At 66.5% G+C, this 21,023-nt stretch carries 17 protein-coding genes; 5 read left to right on the top strand and 12 right to left on the bottom strand.

Annotation, left to right across the window (positions count from 1 at the left end; genetic code table 11):
* Positions 1-76: 76 nt before the first annotated feature.
* The 6 genes from bioB to FHR21_RS11300 all read right to left on the bottom strand — a co-directional run bounded on the left by bioB (position 77) and on the right by FHR21_RS11300 (position 7,573).
* Positions 77-1,075 (bottom strand): biotin synthase BioB, encoded by a 999-nt coding sequence (bioB, locus tag FHR21_RS11325; protein ID WP_184098301.1) that lies wholly within the window; start codon positions 1,073-1,075, stop codon positions 77-79.
* On the bottom strand, positions 1,072-2,352 hold the full coding sequence (locus FHR21_RS11320) for an O-acetylhomoserine aminocarboxypropyltransferase (protein ID WP_184098299.1): 1,281 nt from the start codon (positions 2,350-2,352) through the stop codon (positions 1,072-1,074). Before FHR21_RS11320 ends, bioB begins: the two co-directional genes overlap by 4 nt.
* Positions 2,349-4,496, bottom strand: a complete 2,148-nt coding sequence (gene scpA / locus FHR21_RS11315; RefSeq protein ID WP_184098297.1) for a methylmalonyl-CoA mutase — start codon at positions 4,494-4,496, stop codon at positions 2,349-2,351. The genes FHR21_RS11320 and scpA overlap by 4 nt, the downstream gene beginning before the upstream one ends.
* A 171-nt stretch (positions 4,497-4,667) precedes the next feature.
* The gene (gene mce, locus FHR21_RS11310) at positions 4,668-5,105 is read right to left on the bottom strand and encodes a methylmalonyl-CoA epimerase (RefSeq protein WP_184098295.1); all 438 of its coding nucleotides are present in this window, start codon (positions 5,103-5,105) and stop codon (positions 4,668-4,670) included.
* A gap of 10 nt (positions 5,106-5,115) precedes the next feature.
* Positions 5,116-5,865 carry a hypothetical protein gene (locus FHR21_RS11305; RefSeq protein WP_184098293.1) on the bottom strand — a complete coding sequence of 250 codons (750 nt, stop codon included), beginning with the start codon at positions 5,863-5,865 and terminating at the stop codon, positions 5,116-5,118.
* Between the two features lie 175 nt (positions 5,866-6,040).
* A complete protein-coding gene (locus tag FHR21_RS11300) occupies positions 6,041-7,573 on the bottom strand; it encodes an acyl-CoA carboxylase subunit beta (protein ID WP_184098291.1) in 1,533 nt (510 codons plus the stop codon).
* 109 nt (positions 7,574-7,682) lie between these two features.
* Between FHR21_RS11300 and FHR21_RS11295 the strand changes: the two genes are divergently transcribed.
* Complete coding sequence (locus FHR21_RS11295; protein ID WP_184098288.1) at positions 7,683-9,092, top strand: helix-turn-helix domain-containing protein; 1,410 nt, start codon at positions 7,683-7,685, stop codon at positions 9,090-9,092.
* Positions 9,093-9,193: 101 nt separating this feature from the next.
* On the opposite strand, the gene gor is transcribed toward FHR21_RS11295, so the two are convergent.
* Entirely contained in the window at positions 9,194-10,540 is a 1,347-nt protein-coding gene (gene gor, locus FHR21_RS11290) for a glutathione-disulfide reductase (RefSeq protein ID WP_184098286.1), read from the bottom strand.
* 194 nt (positions 10,541-10,734) lie between these two features.
* Positions 10,735-12,240, bottom strand: coding sequence for a glucose-6-phosphate isomerase (pgi, locus tag FHR21_RS11285; protein ID WP_184098284.1), 1,506 nt, complete (start codon positions 12,238-12,240; stop codon positions 10,735-10,737).
* A 202-nt stretch (positions 12,241-12,442) separates the two neighbouring features.
* On the opposite strand from pgi, the gene lepB reads away from it, so the two are divergent.
* The 4 genes from lepB to FHR21_RS11265 are packed head-to-tail and all read left to right on the top strand — an operon-like array spanning position 12,443 to position 15,347.
* The gene (gene lepB, locus FHR21_RS11280; RefSeq protein ID WP_184098283.1) at positions 12,443-13,309 is read left to right on the top strand and encodes a signal peptidase I; all 867 of its coding nucleotides are present in this window, start codon (positions 12,443-12,445) and stop codon (positions 13,307-13,309) included.
* On the top strand, positions 13,306-13,989 hold the full coding sequence (gene rnc / locus FHR21_RS11275) for a ribonuclease III (RefSeq protein ID WP_184098281.1): 684 nt from the start codon (positions 13,306-13,308) through the stop codon (positions 13,987-13,989). The genes lepB and rnc overlap by 4 nt, the downstream gene beginning before the upstream one ends.
* Positions 13,986-14,879 (top strand): GTPase Era, encoded by an 894-nt coding sequence (gene era / locus FHR21_RS11270; RefSeq protein ID WP_184098279.1) that lies wholly within the window; start codon positions 13,986-13,988, stop codon positions 14,877-14,879. The genes rnc and era overlap by 4 nt, the downstream gene beginning before the upstream one ends.
* 30 nt (positions 14,880-14,909) lie before the next feature.
* Complete coding sequence (locus tag FHR21_RS11265; protein ID WP_184098277.1) at positions 14,910-15,347, top strand: hypothetical protein; 438 nt, start codon at positions 14,910-14,912, stop codon at positions 15,345-15,347.
* Here the strand turns inward: FHR21_RS11265 and FHR21_RS11260 are convergent.
* From FHR21_RS11260 to plsY, 4 genes are all read right to left on the bottom strand, one after another.
* Positions 15,344-16,465, bottom strand: a complete 1,122-nt coding sequence (locus FHR21_RS11260; protein ID WP_184098275.1) for an alpha/beta fold hydrolase — start codon at positions 16,463-16,465, stop codon at positions 15,344-15,346. The genes FHR21_RS11265 and FHR21_RS11260 overlap by 4 nt on opposite strands.
* Positions 16,466-16,530: 65 nt before the next feature.
* Complete coding sequence (gene topA, locus FHR21_RS11255) at positions 16,531-19,077, bottom strand: type I DNA topoisomerase (protein WP_184098273.1); 2,547 nt, start codon at positions 19,075-19,077, stop codon at positions 16,531-16,533.
* Between the two features lie 129 nt (positions 19,078-19,206).
* Positions 19,207-20,292, bottom strand: a complete 1,086-nt coding sequence (dprA, locus tag FHR21_RS11250) for a DNA-processing protein DprA (RefSeq protein WP_184098271.1) — start codon at positions 20,290-20,292, stop codon at positions 19,207-19,209.
* Positions 20,289-20,891, bottom strand: coding sequence for a glycerol-3-phosphate 1-O-acyltransferase PlsY (gene plsY / locus FHR21_RS11245; protein ID WP_184098268.1), 603 nt, complete (start codon positions 20,889-20,891; stop codon positions 20,289-20,291). The genes dprA and plsY overlap by 4 nt, the downstream gene beginning before the upstream one ends.
* Between the last annotated feature and the right edge of the window lie 132 nt (positions 20,892-21,023).

Genomic DNA, 21,023 nt, shown 5'->3' with positions numbered 1-21,023 from the left:
CGTTTGCGAAATTCGATATGGTTTCAGAGGGAACAGGCCCTCCCCTAACCCCTCCCGCGAGCAGGAGGGGAAACTTTCACTCCGCCGCCTCCATCCGCATCGGCTCTTCGCTCACCATCGGTCGCAACCCCAGCTTCGCGAACAGCGCCGCGTCGGCGCTGTCGCCGCGGTTGCCGGTGGTGAGCAGCTTGTCGCCGGTGAAGATGCTGTTCGCGCCCGCCATGAAGCAGAGCGCCTGCGTCGCTTCCGACATGCTCTCGCGCCCCGCCGACAGGCGGACCATGCTCTTGGGCATGGTGATGCGCGCGACCGCGACGGTGCGGACGAATTCGATGTCGTCGATCTCGGCGAGCGGGGTGTCCGCCAGCATATCGCCGAGCACGGTGCCCTTGATCGGGATCAGCGCGTTGACCGGCACGCTGCCCGGATGCTCGGGCAAGGTTGCGAGCGCGTGGATGAAGCCCACGCGGTCGGCGCGCGTCTCGCCCATGCCGACGATCCCGCCCGAACAGACGTTGATCCCCGCCGCGCGCACTTCCTCCAGCGTGTCGAGCCGGTCCTGAAACGTCCGCGTCGAGATGATATTCGCGTAATTCTCCGGGCTCGTGTCGATATTGTGGTTGTAATAGTCGAGCCCCGCGACGGCGAGCGTCTGCGCCTGCTCCTTCGTGAGCATCCCCAGCGTCATGCAGGTTTCCATGCCCATCTGGCGCACGCCCTCGATCATCTCGACGATCACGGGCATGTCGCGGTCCTTGGGGTTGCGCCACGCCGCGCCCATGCAGAAGCGCTGCGAGCCCGCATCCTTCGCCTCGGCCGCCGCTTGCAGCACCGCGCGCACGTCCATCAGCTTGGTCGCTTTCAGCCCCGTGTCGGCGTGCGCCGACTGCGAGCAATAGCCGCAGTCCTCGGCGCAGCCGCCGGTCTTGATGCTGAGCAAGGTGCAAAGCTGCACCTCGCCGCGCGCATGATGGCGGCGGTGGACGCCCTGCGCCTCCCACATCAGCTCGTCGAACGGCAGGTCGAACAGTTCGGCGATCTCGTCGCGCGTCCAGTCGTTGCGGGTCTCGGTCATGCGATGGCCTCCAATGCCTGCGCCAGGTCGGCGATGATGTCGTCGATATGTTCGATCCCCACCGACACCCGCACCACGTCGGGGCCGGCGCCGGTTTCGACCAGCTCGGCCTCGGACAACTGGCTGTGCGTGGTCGAGGCGGGATGGATGATGAGCGAACGGGTGTCGCCGAGGTTCGCAAGGTGACTGAACATCTTGACCGACGACACCAGCGCGACGCCAGCGTCATAGCCGCCCTTGAGCCCGAAGGTGAACACCGCCCCACCCTTGCCGCCGAGATAGCGCTGCGCGAGCGGATGATAGGGGTCGTCCTCCAGCCCCGCATAGGACACCCAATCGATCTTGGGATGCGCCTTCAGCCACTTGGCGAGCGCCAGCGCGTTGCTGCAATGCCGCTCCATCCGCAGCGCCAGCGTTTCCATGCCGGTGAGCGCGAGGAAGGCGTTCATCGGCGCGAGCGCCGGCCCCAGGTCGCGCAGCCCCAGCGTCCGCGCGGCGAGGATGAAGGCGAGCGGCCCGAAGGCCTCGGTGAACTTGATCCCGTGATAGGAGGCGTTGGGCTCGCTGAGCGTCGGATAGCGCCCGCCCTTCGCCCAGTCGAAGCTCCCCGCATCGACGATCACCCCGCCGATCGCATTGCCATGGCCGTTCAAAAATTTGGTCGTCGAATGAACGACGATGTCGGCGCCATGCTCGATCGGGCGGCACAGCATCGGCGTCGCCATCGTGTTGTCGACGATCAACGGTACGCCGGCATCGTGCGCGACCTTGGCGATCGCCTCGATATCCTGCACGACCCCGCCGGGGTTGGCGAGGCTTTCGATGAAGACCGCGCGCGTCTTGTCGCTGATCGCGGCGGCGACGTTGCCGGCATCGTCGGCGTCGACGAAATGCGTCGTCCACGCCATCTTGCGAAAGCTCTGGCCGAGCTGGTTCTGCGACCCGCCATAAAGCTTGCGCGCCGCGACGATCTCGCAGCCCGGCTCCATCAGCGTGTGGAACGACAGGAACTGCGCCGCGTGGCCCGATGCCACCGCCAGCGCGGCCTGCCCGCCTTCGAGCGCCGCGATCTTGCCCTCGAGCGCGCCGTTGGTCGGGTTCATGATCCGGGTGTAGATATTCCCGAATTCTTCCAGGTTGAACAGCCGCGAGGCATGTTCGACGCTGTCGAAGACATAGGACGAGGTCTGATAGATCGGCGTGATCCGTGCCTTGGTCGTCGGGTCGGGCGCGGTCCCGGCGTGAACGGTCAGCGTTTCGGGCTTCATCTCAGTCATGCGGCATCCTCCAGTGGCGGCATATTGTGGCCGAGCAGGCGCAGCACGTCGGCGGCGCATTCGACCACGTTCGATCCGGGGCCATAGATGCCCTGCACTCCGGCGTCGCGCAGATAATCATAGTCCTGCGGCGGGATGACGCCCCCCGCGATGACCTTGATGTCGCCGCGCCCGGCTTCCTTCAGTCCCTTGATGAGTTCGGGGATCAGCGTCTTGTGCCCGGCGGCGAGGCTCGACGCGCCGACCGCGTCGACCCCGCTGTCGAGCGCGAGCACCACCGTCTCCTCCGGCGTCTGGAACAGCGGCCCCGACACCACGTCGAAACCCATGTCGCTGAAGGCCGAGGCGATGACGTTGGCGCCGCGGTCGTGCCCGTCCTGCCCCATCTTGGCGATCAGCAGCTTGGGCGCGCGGCCCAGCCGGCGCTCGACCGCCTTGACCCCGTCGACGACCTGCGCCCAGCGGCTGTCGTCCTGATAGGGCGCGGCATAGACGCCCTTCACCGGCGTTGGCACCGTCGCATAGCGGTCGAAGGCCTCTTCCATCGCCGACGAAATCTCGCCCAGCGTCGCGCGCGCGCGCGCCGCTTCGACCGCGTGGGCAAGCAAATTGGTCTCGATCGACTGCGGCGCCGCCGCCGCCGCCCGCAACGCATCGAGCGCCGCGCGGCACGCCGCCTCGTCGCGGGCCGCCTTCACCTTGCCCAAGCGCGCGACCTGCGCCTCGCGGACCTTCGTATTGTCGACCTCCAGCGTTTCGAGCAGGTCCTCGTCCTTCAGGCGATATTTGTTCACCCCGACGATCACGTCGTCGCCGCGGTCGACGCGCGCCTGCCGCGCCGCGGCGGCTTCCTCGATCATCGCCTTCGGCCAGCCCGCCGCGACCGCCTTCGCCATGCCGCCTTCGGCCTCGACGCGGTCGATGATCGCCTGCGCCGCGTCGACCAGTTCCTGCGTCAGCGCCTCGACATAATAAGACCCACCCAGCGGATCGACGACATTGGTCATGCCGGTCTCTTCCTGGATGATGATCTGCGTGTTGCGGGCGATACGCGCCGAGAAATCGGTCGGCAGCGCGATCGCCTCGTCGAGCGCGTTGGTATGCAGGCTCTGCGTTCCGCCGAGCATCGCCGCCATCGCCTCGATCGTCGTGCGGACGACATTGTTATAGGGGTCCTGCTCGGTCAGCGACACGCCGCTGGTCTGGCAATGGGTGCGCAGCATCTTCGAGCGTTCGGACTGCGCCCCCAGCTTCGTCATCGCGCGGTGCCACAGCACCCGCGCCGCGCGCAGCTTCGCCGCCTCCATGAAAAAATTCATGCCGATCGCGAAAAAGAAGGACAGGCGCCCGGCGAACTTGTCGATGTCGAGGCCGCTGGCGACGCCATATTTCACATATTCGATGCCGTCGGCGATGGTGAAGGCCAGCTCCTGCACCTGCGTCGCCCCCGCCTCCTGCATATGATAGCCGGAGATCGAGATGCTGTTGAACTTGGGCATCTCGCGCGACGTATAGCCGAAAATGTCGCTGATGATCCGCATCGAGGGCTCGGGCGGGTAGATATAGGTGTTGCGAACCATGAACTCCTTGAGGATGTCGTTCTGGATGGTCCCGTCGAGCAATTTGCGCTCGACCCCCTGCTCCTCGCCCGCGACGATGAAGAAAGCGAGGATCGGGATCACCGCGCCGTTCATGGTCATCGACACCGACATCTGGTCGAGCGGGATGCCGTCGAACAATATCTTCATATCCTCGACGCTGTCGATCGCGACCCCCGCCTTCCCCACGTCGCCGACGACGCGCGGGTGGTCGCTGTCATAGCCGCGGTGGGTCGCGAGATCGAAGGCGACGCTCAGGCCCTTCTGCCCGGCGGCGAGGTTGCGGCGATAAAAGGCGTTCGATTCCTCGGCGGTCGAAAAGCCCGCATATTGCCGGATCGTCCACGGCCGCCCGGTGTACATCGACGCGCGCACCCCGCGCGTGAAGGGGGCGAAGCCGGGGAGGCCGGGGTCGGTCCGGACGTCTTCCGCCGTGTAGAGCGGCTTGACGTCGATCCCCTCGGGCGTGTGCCAGCTCAGGTCCTTGCCCTTCACCTCCTTGTCGGCGGCGGCGGCCCATTGGTCGAGGGTGGGTTTGTCGGTCATAACAGTCTCTATTCCCATGCCCTCTCCCCTTCAGGGGAGAGGATACGAAGGCTTGCCGGCCTGCCGGCTAGCCGAAGTTGGAGAGGGGGCCTCCCCTCTCCGCTGCGACTAGGGCCCGCTGCGCGGACCCAGGTCTCGCGCCTCTCCCCTGAAGGGGCGAGGGCGGAAAAGTCAGTGCGCCCCCTTCGGCGTCTCCATGATCTCGGTCAGCACCCCGCCCATGTCGCGCGGATGGACGAAGAAGATCAGCGTCCCATGCGCCCCGATCCTGGGTTCCCCCAGCACCCGCTTGCCCAGCGCCTCGAACGCGGCCTTGGCGGCGTGGATGTCGGGAACTTCGTAGCACATATGATGCTGCCCGCCCGCCGGGTTCTTCTCCAGAAAACCCGCGATGGAGGTGTTGCCGGGAAGCGGCTCGATCAGCTCGATCTGCGTCCCGTTCGTCCCGCCTTCGCCCGGCGTGTCGACGAAGCACACTTTCACCCCCTGATCGGGCAGGTCGAACGGCTCATGAATCGTCGTCGCGCCCATCACGTCGCGGTAAAAGACGATGCTGTCGGCGATCGACGGTGTTGCGACGCCGATATGGTTGAGGCGGCCTAGTTTCATCTCTCTCTCCTCAGCAACCCGGAACCTGATCCTTGCCGATCAGCGCATATTTGCCGTCCTTCAGCACATATTGCTGCTTGAACGACCGCGTGCCGGTGTAGGCGACGGTAAAGCTCTTGTCGGGGACCGCCGCGACGATCCGTCCCTCATAATCCTGCTCGCTCTGACCCAGGCCCGCGCCCGAGCTCATGCCGTCGGTGAAGCTGCCGCGGTCGACCGGCCCGTCGGGGGTCAGTTCGGTCACCGTCGCGAAACCGATCGCGCAGCCCTGCCACACGCCACCGCCCGAGGTGACGAGATAGGGGTTCTTGCCCAGCGCGTCGCTGAAGCCCCACGCCGTCGCGGCATTGCCGACAGTGCCGACCGAACCGAGCTTCAGCCACTCGCCCTTCAGCGTCCAGCCGGTCGGCCCCGCCTGCAGATAGTGGATCGCGTTGATCCCGCCGTCGCCATGCCCTGCTTCGTCGAACCCGCCGAGGCTCAGCAGCACGCCGACATTGTTCGGCAGCAGATGGATCGTGGCAGGACGGAAATGATAGCTGCGCCCGTCGATCTCCCGCACCGCCTCGACCTCCGCGTCCCTGGCGAGGCCGAAGGCGGCGCGGAACGCGAGGTCGATCGTCGTGTCCTCGTCGCTCCCGAGCGTGATCGGGAAAGCGGGCTCGGAATCGCCGACCGGCGTGTCGGGGTCGAACGCCGACGCCACGGACGAAGCCAGCAACGCGGAAACTGTCAGGAGAGTGAAAAGGGACTTACGCATTTTCAAACCTCATTGGAAAATCAAGACCATCGCAGTAGCCTGACCGCGTGCCGCCCTAACCTCCGGCCCTGTCCGGAAATCGAACTCACCAACTTCGTCATGCCGGACTTGATCCGGCACCCCGCTTTGCAAGCTCGCATAGCTGGACCCCGGATCGACTCCGGGATGACGAAAGCTAAAGCGGAATATTGTCATGCTTCTTCCACGGATTTTCGAGCTGCTTGTTCCGCAGCTTCCGTAGCCCCAGCGCGATCCGCTTGCGCGTGTTATGCGGGTGGATGACCTCGTCGATATAGCCCCGCGACGCCGCGACGAAGGGGTTGGCGAAGCGGTCCTCATATTCCTTCGTGCGCTGCGCGATCTTTTCGGGGTCGCCGATGTCGGCGCGGAAGATGATCTCGACCGCGCCCTTCGCGCCCATCACCGCGATCTCGGCGGTCGGCCAGGCATAGTTCAGATCGCCGCGCAGATGCTTCGACGCCATCACGTCATAGGCGCCGCCATAGGCCTTGCGCGTGATGACCGTGATCTTGGGCACCGTCGCCTCGGCATAGGCGAAGAGCAGCTTTGCGCCATGCTTGATGATGCCATTATATTCCTGCGCGGTGCCGGGCAGAAAGCCGGGGACGTCGACGAAGGTGACGATCGGAATCTCGAACGCGTCGCAGAAGCGGACGAAGCGCGCCGCCTTCTTCGACGAATTGATGTCGAGCACCCCCGCGAGCACGAGTGGCTGGTTCGCGACGATGCCGATCGTGCGCCCCTCGATGCGGCCGAAACCGCAGATGATATTGCCCGCGTGCGCCGGCTGCACCTCGAAGAAATCGCCCTCGTCGACCGTCTTGCGGATCAACTCGTGCATGTCATAGGGCTGGTTCGCATTGGGCGGGATCAGCGTGTCGAGGCTTTCCTCGGCGCGGTCATAGGGGTCGCTCGTCGGGCGCACGGGAACACCGCTGCGGTTGTTCTCGGGCAGATAGTCGAAGAAATCGCGGACGCTGAGCAGCGCCTCGATGTCGTTCTCGAACGCCAGGTCGGCCACCGAGCTTTTGGTCGTGTGGGTGATCGCGCCGCCCAGTTCCTCCTGCGTCACGACCTCGTTGGTGACGGTTTTGACAACATCGGGGCCGGTGACGAACATATAACTGCTGTCCTTCACCATGAAGATGAAGTCGGTCATCGCCGGGCTGTAAACTGCGCCGCCCGCGCAGGGGCCCATGATCAGGCTGATCTGCGGCACCACGCCCGACGCCAGCACGTTGCGCTGAAACACGTCGGCATAGCCGCCGAGCGAGGCGACGCCTTCCTGGATGCGCGCGCCGCCGCTGTCGTTCAGGCCGATGACCGGCGCGCCGACCAGCAGCGCCTTGTCCATGACCTTGCAGATCTTTTCGGCATGGCGCTTCGACAGCGAGCCGCCGAAGACGGTGAAATCCTGGCTGAAGACATAGACGAGGCGGCCGTTGATCGTGCCCGACCCGGTGACGACGCCATCCCCGGGAATCCGTTGGTCCTGCATGCCGAAATCGACGCAGTCATGCTCGACATAGGTATCGAGCTCCTCGAACGAGCCCTCGTCGAGCAGCACGTCGAGCCGCTCGCGCGCGGTCAGCTTGCCCTTGGCGTGCTGCGCGTCGATGCGCTTCTGCCCGCCCCCCAGCGCGGCGGCGGCGCGGCGGCGTTCCATTTCGGTGATATTGGCGGACATGCGGCTCTCCACGAAGTTCGAAGACATCGCCCTGCCCGTTCGCGCGCGCCAGTTCAAATGTGAATTTGCAAAGTTGCAAAGTCCATTTTTGCAAATTAGGCTGCCGCCGATGGTCCAGACCCGACTCTACGCTGGGCGGCAACTTCGCCAACTTCGGGCCGCCCGCGCCCTCCGCCAGGCCGACTTCGCCACGCAGCTCGGCATCTCGGCCTCCTATCTCAGCCAGATCGAGCATGACGACCGCCCGCTGACCCCGGCGCTGCTCGGCCGACTGCAACGGCTGTTCCCGCTCGAATGGGAAGAGGTCGCCGCCGATGCGGGCGCCCGGCGCGCCGGCGCGCTGCGCGAGGCCGCCGCCGATCCGCTGTTCGCCGCCGCGCCCATCGCGCCAGACCAGCTCGAACGCGCCGCGCTCCAGCAGCCGCAGCTCGCCGACCAGTTCGTCGCGCTCCACGCCGCCTATCGCCGCGCCGGACAGCGGCTCCAGATCATCGACGAGGCGCTGACCGGCGGTACCGCCGAGGGCAGCCGCCTGCCGTGGGAGGAGGTCCGCGACTGGTTCCACGATGCGGGCAATTACGTCGACAGCATCGACCGCGCCGCCGAGGAACTGGCGAACGGCCTGCGCGGCGGCGCCCCTTCGCCCGCCATCGAGGCGATCGAGCGGCGGCTGCGCGAGGCGCTGGGCATCTCGATCGTCTATCAGCAGTCGCAGACCTTGCGCGACTTCGACGCGACGATGCGCCATCTGGTGATCGATCCGTCGCAGCCGCCCGAAAGCCGCCGATTCCAGCTCGCGCACCAGCTTGCCGCGCTGGCATTGGCAAACGAGATCGCGGCGGTGGTCGAGGCCTCGCCGCTGCGCACCGCCGCGGCGCGCCAGCTTCTCCACGTAGGGCTCGCCAACTATGCCGCTGGCGCGGTGCTGATGCCTTACGCGCCCTTCCGCGCCAGCGCGCGCGCGGTGCGCCACGACATCGACCGGCTGCGTCTCGACTATGGGGTCAGCTTCGAACAGGCGTGCCATCGCCTCTCGACGCTCCAGCGTCCCGGCGCGCGCGGCATCCCGATGTTCTTCTGCCGCGTCGACATGGCGGGCAACATCACCAAGCGGCACAGCGCGACGCGGCTGCAATTCGCCCGCTTCGGCGGCGCCTGCCCCTTGTGGATCGTCCACGAGGCCGCGGCGATCCCCGACCGCATCCTGTTCCAGCTCGCCGAGACGCCCGACGGCCTGCGCTACGTCTCGATGGCGAAGGGGCTGGTGAAACCATCGGGCAGCTACGCCCGCGCTCCGCGCCGCTACGCCGTCGCGCTGGGGTGCGAGGCGCAATATGCGGGCGATTTCGTCTATGCCGATGGCGTAGATGTCGACGCCCCACAGGCGGCGGCACGCATCGGCCCGTCGTGCCGCATCTGCCCGCGCGACGATTGCGACCAGCGCGCCTTTCCGCCGAGCGACCGGCCGATTTTGGTGGACCCCGATCGCCGGGACGTGGTGCCGTATCGGATCGGGTAAAAAACCGTCGCCCCCGCGAAGACGGGGGCCGCTGTCGGCCTTGCCCCGCGATGAAAGCGTAAACCTCCAGCGGCCCCCGCCTTCGCGGGGGCGACGAACGGCTATTTCAGCAACACCAGCTCTTCGGCCATGCTCGGGTGCAGCGCGACCGTCGCGTCGAAATCGGCCTTGCTCAATCCCGCCTTCACCGCCACCGCCGCCGCCTGCAAGATTTCGGGCGCGTCCGGCCCGATCAGGTGGAGACCGACGACCTGGTCGGTCGCCTCGTTGACCACCATCTTGTAGAGCGCGCGCTCGTTGCGCCCCGCGAGGACATTCTTCATCGCGCGGAAATCGCTCGTATAGACGCGGATAGAGCCGAGCTTGTTGCGCGCCTCTGCCTCGGTCATCCCGACCGCACCGATCGGCGGATGGCTGAACACCGCGCTCGGCACGTTGACATAATCGACGACAGTCGGCCTGCCGCCGAAGACGCTGTCGGCAAAGGCCTGCCCTTCGCGGATCGCGACGGGGGTAAGCTGGATGCGATTGGTGACGTCGCCGACCGCGTAGATGCTCGGCACCGATGACTGGTTGGTCTCGTCGACCTTGACCGCGCCATGCTTGTCGAGTTCGATCCCGATCTCCTCGAGCCCTAGCCCCTTGGTGTTCGGTACGCGGCCGGTCGCCACCAGCACTGCGTCGGCGGGGATCGGCTCGCAATTGTCGAGGTGGACGAGCAGCGAGCCGTCCTCCTGTTTCTCGATCGACTGAAAAGGCGCGTTGAAGCGGAATTCGATGCCCTTGGTCATCGAAATCTGCAGCAGCCGGTCGCGAATCTGCTCGTCATAGCCGCGCAATATCGCGTCACCGCGGTTGACGATCGTCACCTTGCTGCCGAACTCGTTGAAGATGCCGGCGAACTCGTTGGCGATATAGCCGCCGCCCGCGATCACGATCCGCTTCGGCAGGGCGTCGAGGTGAAAGACCTCATTCGAGGTGATCGCATGTTCGCTGCCCGGAAAGTCCGGCACGAAGGGCCAGCCGCCGGTCGCGATCAATATGCGCTCGGCGGTCAATTCCTGCCCGTCGGCGAGGCGGACCGCCTGCGGGCCGATCACGGTCGCGCGCGTCTTGAACACGGTGACCTTGTGATTGTCGAGCGTCTGGCCGTAGAGGCCCTCGAGCCGCGCGACCTCCGCGAGCACATTGTCGCGCAGCCGCGTCCAGTCGAAGCGGCAGTCGGGCACGTCCCAGCCGAACTGGCGGGCGTCGTGAATATCCTCCGCGAAATGGGCGCCATAGACGAGCAGCTTCTTGGGCACGCAGCCGCGGATGACGCAGGTGCCGCCGACCCGATGTTCCTCCGCCACCGCGACGCGCGCGCCGTGCGAGGCCGCGACACGGCTGGCGCGCACCCCGCCCGACCCGGCGCCGATGACGAACAGATCATAGTCGAATTCGGACATGGAAGAGCCCCCGCGCTGGAATGATTGGCTGGCGCCTATGTGGGTGGACGGCGCCGGCTTGCCAATCGAATTTTGCGATCAGCATAAAACATCACGCCGTTGCGAGCGAAGCGAAGCAATCTCCAGCTACGGCCTGCGCAGGCCGGTAGCTGGAGATTGCTTCGTCGCTATGCTCCTCGCAATGACACGATAGGCTATTCGCCGAGCGCCGCGTGCATCAACGCCTGCGTCGCGGGATCGAACGCCACCGTTCCTTCAGCGAGACCCTTTGCCATTTCCTTGCCCAGCTCGACCCCGAACTGGTCGAAGGGATTGATGCCGAGCAGCACGGCATTGGCGAAGACGCGATGCTCGTAGAAAGCGATCAGCGCGCCGAGGCTGCGCGGGCTGACCTGGTCGAGCAGGATGGTCGTCGACGGCCGGTCGCCGGGGTAATGGCGCGCGCCGTCCTCACTCGCCCGGCCTGCCATCAGCGCCGCGCCCTGCGCGATGCAGTTGGCGACCAGCGTTTCATGATGCGCGTCATCGAGCAGATGATCGGGCTCGCGCGCAACCACGAATTCGACCGGCGTCAGGTGCGTGCCCTGATGGAGGAGCTGGAACACCGCGTGCTGCGCGTCGGTGCCGACGCCGCCCCAGGTGATCGCGGCGCTGGCGCAATCCAGCGGCGCACCGTCCAGCGTCACCCCCTTGCCGTTCGATTCCATTTCGAGCTGCTGAAGATAGGCGGGGAGCAGCCGCAGCCGCTCGTCATAGGCGAACACCGCGCGCGTCTGGCAATCGAGCCGGTTCGCGTAGAGCTGGTCGGCAAAGGCCGCGAGCAGGCAGATATTGTCGGCACCCTCGGCGAGGCGGAAATGCCGGTCCATCTCGGCCGCGCCCTCCAGCAGGTCGGCGAAGGCGTCCCAGCCGAGCGCGAGTGCCGCGGGAAAGCCGATCGACGACCACAGCGAATAGCGTCCGCCGACCGTCTCGTTGAACGGCAGGATGCGCGTCTCGTCGACTCCCCACTCCATCGCCTTGTCGGGGTTGGCGGTCAGCGCGATGAAGCGCCCGGTCGGGTCCTCGACCCCCGCCTCCTCGAGCCATTGCAGCGCCGAGGCCGCGTTGAGCAGCGTCTCGGTGGTCGTGAAGGTCTTCGACGCCACCGCGACAAGTGTGTGCTCCGGGCTGAATTTGGCAATCGCTTCGCTGAGCGCCGCGCCGTCGACGTTGGAGACCACCGCGACGTCATAACGGCGATCGTGCCGCCCGAGCGCATCGACGAGCAGGTCGGGGCCAAGCGCCGAGCCGCCGATGCCGATATGGAGCAGGTGGCGGATCTCACCGAACGCCCCCGCCTCGATCGCATCGACCAGCATCCGCATTCTCTGGTGCAGCGCCTGCGCGCGGTGGACCGACTCGGGCGCGCCCTCGCCGCGCTCGGCGCTGTGTTCGGCGGCGCGCCCTTCGGTCGGATTGGCAAGGCCACCCGAAAAGAGCGTCTTGCGCCGTCCCGCGAAATCCTGCGCCGCAGCGATATCCGACAGGATCGCGACCGCGCGCGCGTCGAGATGTGTCTTGGCGAAATCGAAACGGATGTCGGCGACGCGGCGCACCAGCGCCTGCAGCCGCGCATCGGGATCGGCGACGACCAGATCGGTCAGCTTTTGCGGCTGCCAGTCGGCGAGCGCCTGCCAGGCTTCAGCGGCGATGGTCATCGGATTTCCTCTGATTTCCGTTCGCATCGAGCGAAGTCGGGATGCCCATCAGAATGGCGCGAGGCCGATGGGCATCTCGACTTCGCTCGACACGAACGGGGTTGAAATGCGGGTTCTTCCATAAGCCAGCCGCCGCGCCCATGCCAGCGTCGTCCGCCGATATTTGCTTGACGTGCAGACCTATTCGTCGCCAATGCCGCGCATGACCGACGCCAGCGCAACCGCCGATACCTCACCCACCCCGGCCCCTGTCTCCGCCAAGGAAGAAGCGGTCGACACGATCCGCTTTCTCGCGCTGCTCGCGGTCGCGGTGCTGATCTTTCGCAGCTTCTTTCTGTCGCCGTTCAACATTCCCTCGGAATCGATGCAGCCGCGGCTGCTGATCGGCGACTATCTGCTCGTCAACAAGATGGCCTATGGCTATTCGAAATACAGCCTGCCGTTCAGCATCCCGCTGATCCCCGGCCACATCTTCGCGCGCACGCCCGAGCGCGGCGACGTCGTCGTCTTCAAGGCACCGCCGCAGAACAAGGACGACTGGATCAAGCGCGTGATCGGCCTGCCCGGCGACACGATTCAGGTGCGCGGCGGCATCGTGTGGATCAACGGCAAGCCGCTGAAGCGCGAGCCGATGGCCGATTTCGTCATCCCCGTGACCCCGAACATGATTGACGCGGCGCGCGCCAACAATTCGCTGCCCTGCTATGAGATCCAGTTCGAGGAGATCGGCGCCAACGGCCAGCGCCAGTGCCGCTACAAGCAATTCAAGGAAACCATGCCGAACGGCAAGAGCTATGCCGTGCTCGACATCAAGGACCTGCCGGTCGACAACACCGCACCCTATACGGTCCCCGAAGGCAGCGTCTTCCTGATGGGCGACAATCGCGACCGCAGCGCCGACAGCCGCGTGCCGATGGAGGAAGGCGGGCTGGGCGGCGCGGTTCCGCAGAAGAATCTCGTCGGCCATGCGCTCGTCGGCATGTTCTCGACCGATGGTTCGGCGAGCTGGTTCAACCCGATAAGCTGGTTCACCGCGGCGCGCTGGGAACGTATCGGGGACGGCTTTTGAACGACGGCGTCTCGGCGGAGACGATCGCTGCCCTGACCGGCGAAAGTCCCCGCAACCTGGCCCTCTATCGCGAAGCCCTGACCCATGGCAGCAGCGGCGCGGGCGATTATCAGCGGCTCGAATTCCTCGGCGACCGCGTGCTGGGGCTGGTCATCGCTTCCGAACTCTTCCGCCGCTTTCCCAAGGCGGCGGAGGGTGAGCTGTCGTCGCGCCTTCACGCGCTCGCCTCTGGCGAGACCTGCGCGCGGATCGCGCGGAACCTCGACCTCAGCGCCCATGTCCGGTTCGGCGCGCAGGCGATCGGCGACGGTGGGCGACAGAGCGACAATATCGCCGCCGACGTGGTCGAGGCGCTGATCGGCGCGCTGTGGCTCGACCGGGGCGAAGAGGCCGCACGCGCCTTCATCACCCGCAACTGGGGCGACATGATCGAAGGGCAACTCGCGGCGCCCAAGCATCCGAAGGCGGCGCTCCAGGAATGGGCGCTCGCGCGCAAGCGCCGCCCCCCCGAATATCGCCTCGTCCGCCGCGAAGGTCCCGACCATGCACCGCGCTTTCGCGTCGCGGTGAGTATCGGCAAGCTCGCCGAAGCCGAGGGCGAAGGCGCATCGAAACAAGCGGCCGAAAAGGTCGCGGCGGCGGCGCTGCTCGCGCGGCTCGCGGAGGAAGACCGGACATGACCCAGCGGTGCGGCTTCGTCGCCGTCGTCGGCGCCCCCAATGCGGGCAAATCGACCCTCGTCAACGCGCTCGTCGGCCAGAAGGTCGCGATCGTCAGCCCCAAGGCGCAGACGACGCGCACCCGGCTGATGGGCGTCGCGATGGCGGGCGAGGCGCAGATCATCCTGATCGACACGCCGGGCATCTTCGCGCCGACCCGCCGGCTCGATCGCGCGATGGTCGCCGCCGCCTGGAGCAGCCTTGAGGAGGCCGAGGCGATCCTCGTCATGGTCGACGCTGCCGCGAAGCTGACGGGGCGCGTCGAGCGCGTCCTCGAAGGCATCGCGAACCGGCCCGAGAAGAAATATCTGGTGCTCAACAAGGTCGACCTGACCCGCAAGGACAAGCTCCTCACCATCGCGACCGAGATCAACGCCAGGGTCGCGTTCGACGAGACTTTCTTCATCGCCGCGAGCAACGGCGACGGCGTGCCCGAACTCAAGGCGCATCTCGCCGCGCTGATGCCCGAGGGGCCGTGGCATTTCCCAGAGGACGAGGTCAGCGACGCCCCCGAGCGCATGCTCGCAGCCGAGATCACCCGCGAGCAGCTCTATCGCCAACTCCACGAGGAATTGCCCTATCAATCGACCGTCGAGACCGAGCTGTTCAAGACGCGCCCCGACGGCAGCGCCGAAATCCACCAGCAGATCTTCGTCGCGCGCGACAACCAGCGTGCGATCGTGCTCGGCAAGGGCGGCAGCCGGATCAAGGAAATCGGCGCCCGCGCCCGCGCCGAACTCGCCGAACTGATGGGGCGCAAGGTCCACCTGTTCCTGCACGTCAAGGTCAAGGAAAACTGGGACGAGGATCGCGGTGTTTACCGCGACATGGGGCTCGACTGGGTGGATTGACGGACGCGAATGAAGGAAGAGGGGGAGACGATGACGAAACCGAAATCCATCCTGTTGTTCGATCGCCTGTTTCTGGCGGCGATCGTCCTGGGCATTGCCGCCTTTGCCTATCGATGGAGTGAAACATCGGCCCTCTTCGCCAGCACGCCTGAGGCATCGGCTCTCGGTATGGGGCCGGGTTTCCTGATCGGGACATTCGCGGTCGGCATGGCGATCAACCTGATCATCTGGTATTTTATTTCCCGTCGGCGAAGCAAGATCGCCAAATGGATTCAAGTCGTTCTTTACGTGCTGGGTCTGGTGTTCTTCCTGACCAGCCTCAACAACCCCCTGTCGCCCAAGGGGCTCGCTCTGGCCGCAAATCTCGTCATCTATGCGCTGTACGGCGCGGCGACCTACATGCTGTTCCGCCCCGACACCGCCGCCTGGTTCGGCAACGACCGGGTCGATCCCGACGCTTTCCGCTAGAACCGCCCGCAATCGTCGGGCGCCGCCTGCCCGGCAAAACGCGCATCGATCCAGTCCAGAGTCTCGCCGATCCGCGCGCCGCGCGCGCCGTCGATGTGGCCACCGCCTGGAATCTCGATCCAGCGCACCGGGGTGCGATGCTTGCAAACCGCCCTCGCGAAGCGCCGCGTCACCGCCGGCGCGACCAGCGTGTCCTTGGTGCCAACCGCGATCAGCAGCGGTCCCGGAATGCTCGCGGGTTCGACGCTGTTGGCACGCATCGTCGCGGCGAACGGCTCCATCCGCGTCACGTCCTTCTTCTCGATCGCCTGCCGTACCGCGAGAATACCGAGGATCGTCCCGAGTTTCGGCTTCTGATCGAGCGCGATGCAATTGTTTTCGGCGAGGCGGTGGATGACGCCCTGCGTCGCCTTGTTCGTGAACCCGTCGAGCGAATAGCCGAAGCGTTCGGACCAGCTATGCAGCGTAAAAGCGAGGAGCAGCGCACGGGCGTTGGCGTCGCTCGCCTGCCGCATGTTGGCGGCAAGGTCCGTCGGCGGCACCGCGGCGGCAGTCCCGACGAGCCTCAGATCGGGCGCGTAGCGGTGCGTCGAGCTGGCGGTCCACAGCGCTGCATGTCCACCCTGCGATTCGCCCCAGACTGCAAAACTGGTACCGGCGGCCGCAGCCGATATCCCTCTCGCAGCGCGCACCGCGTCGAGTACGGAATGGGCGGTATCCCCGCCCACCAGATAGGGGTGAGGCATTGCGCCGCCGAGCCCGGGATAGTCGGGCGCGACCACCACATAACCGCGGGCGATCATTGCCTCGACCATCGGCGTCGCGGTAAAGAAATCGGGACTGATCGACGGCGCGCATTTCTCGGCGACGCCCCACGTGCCGTGCGTCCAGGCGATGACGTGGCGCGGCTGTGCCGGCATCGCCTCGCGCGGCGCGACGACCATCCCCGTCACCTCCTGCCGCTGGCTGTCCTGACTGCTGGTCCAGTATCGCACGCGCCAGGCCTGCACGCCGGGCGGCGTCTCGGCAACGGGATCGGCGGACACGAGCGTTCCGACCTGCTGCGCGGCCGCCGAGACCGACGAAAGGGCGAGCAACAGGGCAAGCAGATGGCGCATCGAAATTCCTCCCGATGCGTCCTGCTAACATGTCCCGGCCGCGACGAAAATGTCGGGCGTTAACGCTATTCCTTCGCCGTCTTCTTTTTGGCCGGCGCCTTCTTCGCAGCGGGCTTTTTCTTTGGCGCCGCTTTCTTCTTGCCCTTGGCCGGCCCCTTCGCGGCGCGCGCATCGATCAGCGCGACGGCTTCCTCGGCCGTCAGCGCGTCGGGTTCGACCGCCTTGGGCAAGGTCGCGTTGGTCGTGCCGTCGGTGACATAGGGACCATAGCGTCCCGCCATCAGCTTCATCTCGCCGCCGCTGGTCGGGTGCGGGCCGAAGGTCTTGAGCGGCTCGACCTTGGCGCGCGCGCCGCGGCCCCCGCCATTGGCGGCGTCGGCGATGCGCGCGACCGCCGCGTTCATGCCGATCTCGAAGATTTCGGCGGTGCCGGTCAGCTTCGCATATTTGCCGTCGTGGAGCAGATAGGGGCCATAGCGCCCCAGCCCCGCGACGATCAGCTTGCCGCTTTCGGGATGCACCCCGACCTCGCGCGGCAGACTGAGCAGCCGCAGCGCATAATCGAGATCGAAATCCTCGGTCGGGATGTCCTTGGGGATTGACGAGCGCTTCGCCTCCTTGCCCTCGCCGAGTTGGATATAGGGGCCGAAGCGCCCGCTGCGCTTCGTCACTTCAAGCCCGCTGTCGGGGTCGACGCCGATCGCCTCGGGCCCGCTGTCGGCGCCATTCTCCGCTCCGCCCGGCTGAGCGAACTTGCGCGTATATTTGCAGTCGGGATAATTGCTGCACGCGATGAACGGCCCGAAGCGTCCGCCGCGCAGCGCGAGCCGTCCGGTTCCGCAATTGGGGCAGAGCCTGGGATCGCTGCCGTCGCCCTTGTCGGGGAAGAGATAGGGGCCGAGGAATTCGTCGAGCGCGGCGGTAATCTCCGACGGCTTCTGTTCCATCACCTCGCCGGTGCGCGGCTTGAAATCGCGCCAGAAGCGGTCGAGCACCGCCTGCCATTGCGCGCGGCCGCCCGACACGTCGTCGAGTTCCTCCTCGAGCTCGGCGGTGAAGTCATAACCGACATAGCGGGTGAAGAATCGTTCGAGGAAGGCGGTGAGCAGCCGCCCGCTCTCCTCGGGGATGAAGCGGTTCTTTTCGACCGTCACATAGGCGCGGTCCTTGAGCACCTGAAGGATCGAGGCATAGGTCGACGGGCGCCCGATGCCGAGTTCCTCCATCTTCTTGACGAGGCTCGCCTCCGAATAGCGCGGCGGCGGCTGCGTTTCATGGCTTTCGACCTCGACCCCGGTTTTTGCGGGCGCGTCGCCTTTCGCCATCGCGGGCAGCAGGCGCGCATCGTCATCGTCGCTGCTGTCGTCGCGGCCTTCGTCGTAGAGCGCTAGGAAGCCGGGGAATCTGACCACCTGCCCGGTCGCGCGCAGCATCGTCTTGCCGGTGCCGTCCGAAAGGTCGACGCTGGTGCGTTCAAGCCGCGCCGAGGCCATCTGGCTCGCGAGCGCGCGCTTCCAGATCAGATCGTAGAGGCGCGCATGGTCGCCGCTGCCGGCCTTGTCCTTGGCGAAGTCGGTCGGGCGGATCGCCTCGTGCGCTTCCTGCGCATTCTTCGCCTTGGTCTGATATTGCCGCGGCTTGTCGGGGACATAGCCGCCATCGTAGCGGTCGGCGATCGCGCGGCGCGCGTCGCTGATCGCGCTGCCGTCCATCTGGACGCCATCGGTTCGCATATAGGTGATCGCACCCTCCTCGTAGAGATTCTGCGCGATCCGCATCGTGTGGCTTGCCGAGAAGCCCAATTTACGCGCCGCCTCCTGCTGCAGGGTCGAGGTCGTGAAGGGCGGCGGCGGGTTGCGGGTGAGCGGTTTGGTCTCGACCGCATCGACCGTAAAATGTCCCGCCTTCACATCGGCCTCGGCGGCGCGCGCGTCGGCCTCTGTGCCGATCGACAGCCGCTCGATCTTGTCGCCGCGCCAGCGCGCTAAGCGCGCCTTGAAAGGCGTGCCGTCCATTTCGAACAGGCCGGTCACCGACCAATATTGCTGCGCAACAAAGGCGTCGATCTCGCGCTCGCGCTCGACCACCAGGCGCAGCGCGACCGATTGGACGCGGCCCGCCGACTTGGCGCCTGGCAGCTTGCGCCACAGCACCGGCGACAGGGTGAATCCAACCAGATAGTCGAGCGCGCGGCGGGCGCGATAGGCGTCGATCAGATCGTCGTCGAGTCCGCGCGGATGTGCCATCGCATCGGTCACCGCCTGCTTGGTGATCGCGTTAAAGGTGACGCGGTCGACCGAGGCCGGCAGCGCCTTCTTGCTGCGCAGCAATTCCTGCACATGCCAGCTTATCGCCTCACCCTCGCGGTCGGGGTCGGTCGCGAGGATCAGACGGTCGGCCTGCTTCGCGGCGTCCGAAATCTCCTTCAGTCGCTTCGCCTTGTCGGGATAGAGCTGCCACTGCATCGCGAAGCCGTCGTCGGGATCGACCGACCCATCCTTGGGCGGCAGATCCCGGACGTGGCCATAGGACGCCAGCACCTTGAAATCGCGGCCGAGATACTTCTCGATCGTTTTCGCCTTGGCGGGCGATTCGACAATGACCAATTGCATGAAAAATCCGTTCCCCGGGAACCGTTACGCATATACGCGCGAGAGTGGCTGCCCCCCCGCGCGTCCGTCAAGGGGGATTTGGGAGCGGGCCGCGCCTCTGTCAATCGGCGCGTTCCGCTATTGCGGAAATCATCGCGCGGATATCTTCCCACCCGCATGACGCTCGACACGCCCGGCCAGTTCGAGTTCGAGCAGCACCAGTTGCACGACCGACGACGGCCGCCCGGACTGGCGCACCAGCTCATCGACCGGAACCGGCGTCGGACCGAGCAAGCCCGCGATGCCGTCGCGGTCGCCATCCGCCGCCTCGGCATCGGCTGGATGCGGTGTTGGAACGCGCGCCGGTTCGCGAACCATGCGCCGGTCGATCGGCCCGACCGCTTCGAGCACATCCGCCGCCGTCTGGATCAGCGTCGCGCCTTCGCGGATCAGCAGATTGCATCCCTGCGCGCGGGGGTCGAGCGGCGAGCCGGGCACCGCCATCACTTCGCGCCCATAATCGCCCGCCCGCCGCGCGGTGATCAGCGAGCCCGAACGCGGCGCCGCCTCGATCACCACCGTGCCGACCGCAAGTCCGGCGATGATACGGTTGCGCACCGGAAAGTGACGCGCGAGCGGCTCGGTGCCGGGCGGCTGCTCGGCGATCAGCAACTGGTCGGCCGCGATCTTGTCCTGCAGCGCAGCATTTTCGGTCGGGAAAGCGATGTCGATCCCGCTGGCGATCACCGCCGCCGTCGCGCCGCCGAGCGCGCCGACATGCGCCGCCGTATCGACGCCGCGCGCCAGCCCGCTGACGATCGTGATTCCCTGCCCCGCCAGGTCGGCGGCGATCTGGCGCGCAAAGCGGCACGCCGCCGCAGAGGCATTGCGCGCGCCGACGATCGCGACGCAGGGCCGCGCCAGCATCGGCATGTCGCCGCGCACGATCAGTATCGGTGGCGCGCTGTCGATCTCGCGCAGCAGGGCCGGATAATCGGGCTCGTCGCTGAAGACATGGCGGGCGCCGAGTTCGGCGACGCGCGCGATCTCGCGTTCGGCGGTTTCGGCGGGCGCGATCCGGGCCTTGCCCGCGCCGCCGCGCAGCGCGAGGCCGGGCAGCGCGGCAAGCGCCGCCTCGCCCGATCCGAAGCGCTGCATCAACTGGTGCCAGCTCACCGGCCCGACGTGAGGGGTGCGGATCAGGCGCAGCCGCGCCAGCCGCTCGGCAGGCGTCATGCGGCGTCCTTCGTGCCGCCGATGCGCGGTTCGGTACCGGCACGCAGCCGTGCGATATTCGCGCGGTGCCGCCACAGGACGATCAGGGCAAGACCGGCCAGCCCGACGGCATAGACCGGATAGCCGAAGAAAAGTGCGGCGGCCGGTGCCGATACCGCCCCGATCATGCCGCCGAGCGACGAGATGCGCGACACGCCGACAACCGCCAGCCAGACCGCCGCGAACACCAAAGCAATCGGCCAGGCCAGCGCGATATAAAGCCCGAGCAGCGTCGCCACGCCCTTGCCGCCCCGGAATTTGAGCCAGACGGGGTAACAATGGCCGATCACCGCCGCCGCCCCCGCAATCATCGCACCTTCGGCCCCCAGTTCGGGCAGAAAATGGCGCGCGAGAAGGACAGCCACCGCGCCCTTGGCGCCGTCCAGCAACACGGTCGCCGCCGCCAGCCCCTTGCGCCCGGTACGCAGTACGTTCGTCGCCCCGATGCTGCCCGATCCGATCTGCCGCAGGTCGCCGGCCCCGAAGGCGCGGGTCAGCAGCACGCCGAAGGGAATCGAGCCGAGCAGATAGCTCGCGGCGATCAGCAGATATATCGTCATGGCATTCCCCCGGCTCGTTCGTCCGCATATTGGCGGCATTGCGCGCCCCGATCAACGGATTCGGATCGGGTGGCCACCGAAATGGACCAACACGCCGGAGCGATTGAGCGCGGCCCGCCCGCCTGCTAGGCG

It is taken from the genome of Sphingopyxis panaciterrulae (genome assembly GCF_014199295.1).
Classification (GTDB): Bacteria; Pseudomonadota; Alphaproteobacteria; order Sphingomonadales; family Sphingomonadaceae; genus Sphingopyxis; species Sphingopyxis panaciterrulae.
This window is presented reverse-complemented; position numbering and strand designations above follow the sequence as displayed.

Excerpts from the sequence above, each read along its gene's own strand:
- bioB (WP_184098301.1), bottom strand. The coding sequence starts at position 1,075 with ATGACCGAGACCCGCAACGACTGGACGCGCGACGAGATCGCCGAACTG.
- era (WP_184098279.1), top strand. The coding sequence starts at position 13,986 with ATGACCCAGCGGTGCGGCTTCGTCGCCGTCGTCGGCGCCCCCAATGCG.
- dprA (WP_184098271.1), bottom strand. The coding sequence starts at position 20,292 with ATGACGCCTGCCGAGCGGCTGGCGCGGCTGCGCCTGATCCGCACCCCT.
- topA (WP_184098273.1), bottom strand. The coding sequence starts at position 19,077 with ATGCAATTGGTCATTGTCGAATCGCCCGCCAAGGCGAAAACGATCGAG.
- FHR21_RS11320 (WP_184098299.1), bottom strand. The coding sequence starts at position 2,352 with ATGACTGAGATGAAGCCCGAAACGCTGACCGTTCACGCCGGGACCGCG.
- FHR21_RS11300 (WP_184098291.1), bottom strand. The coding sequence starts at position 7,573 with ATGTCCGCCAATATCACCGAAATGGAACGCCGCCGCGCCGCCGCCGCG.
- FHR21_RS11260 (WP_184098275.1), bottom strand. The coding sequence starts at position 16,465 with ATGCGCCATCTGCTTGCCCTGTTGCTCGCCCTTTCGTCGGTCTCGGCG.
- lepB (WP_184098283.1), top strand. The coding sequence starts at position 12,443 with ATGACCGACGCCAGCGCAACCGCCGATACCTCACCCACCCCGGCCCCT.
- pgi (WP_184098284.1), bottom strand. The coding sequence starts at position 12,240 with ATGACCATCGCCGCTGAAGCCTGGCAGGCGCTCGCCGACTGGCAGCCG.
- mce (WP_184098295.1), bottom strand. The coding sequence starts at position 5,105 with ATGAAACTAGGCCGCCTCAACCATATCGGCGTCGCAACACCGTCGATC.
- plsY (WP_184098268.1), bottom strand. The coding sequence starts at position 20,891 with ATGACGATATATCTGCTGATCGCCGCGAGCTATCTGCTCGGCTCGATT.
- gor (WP_184098286.1), bottom strand. The coding sequence starts at position 10,540 with ATGTCCGAATTCGACTATGATCTGTTCGTCATCGGCGCCGGGTCGGGC.
- FHR21_RS11265 (WP_184098277.1), top strand. The coding sequence starts at position 14,910 with ATGACGAAACCGAAATCCATCCTGTTGTTCGATCGCCTGTTTCTGGCG.
- FHR21_RS11295 (WP_184098288.1), top strand. The coding sequence starts at position 7,683 with ATGGTCCAGACCCGACTCTACGCTGGGCGGCAACTTCGCCAACTTCGG.
- scpA (WP_184098297.1), bottom strand. The coding sequence starts at position 4,496 with ATGACCGACAAACCCACCCTCGACCAATGGGCCGCCGCCGCCGACAAG.
- FHR21_RS11305 (WP_184098293.1), bottom strand. The coding sequence starts at position 5,865 with ATGCGTAAGTCCCTTTTCACTCTCCTGACAGTTTCCGCGTTGCTGGCT.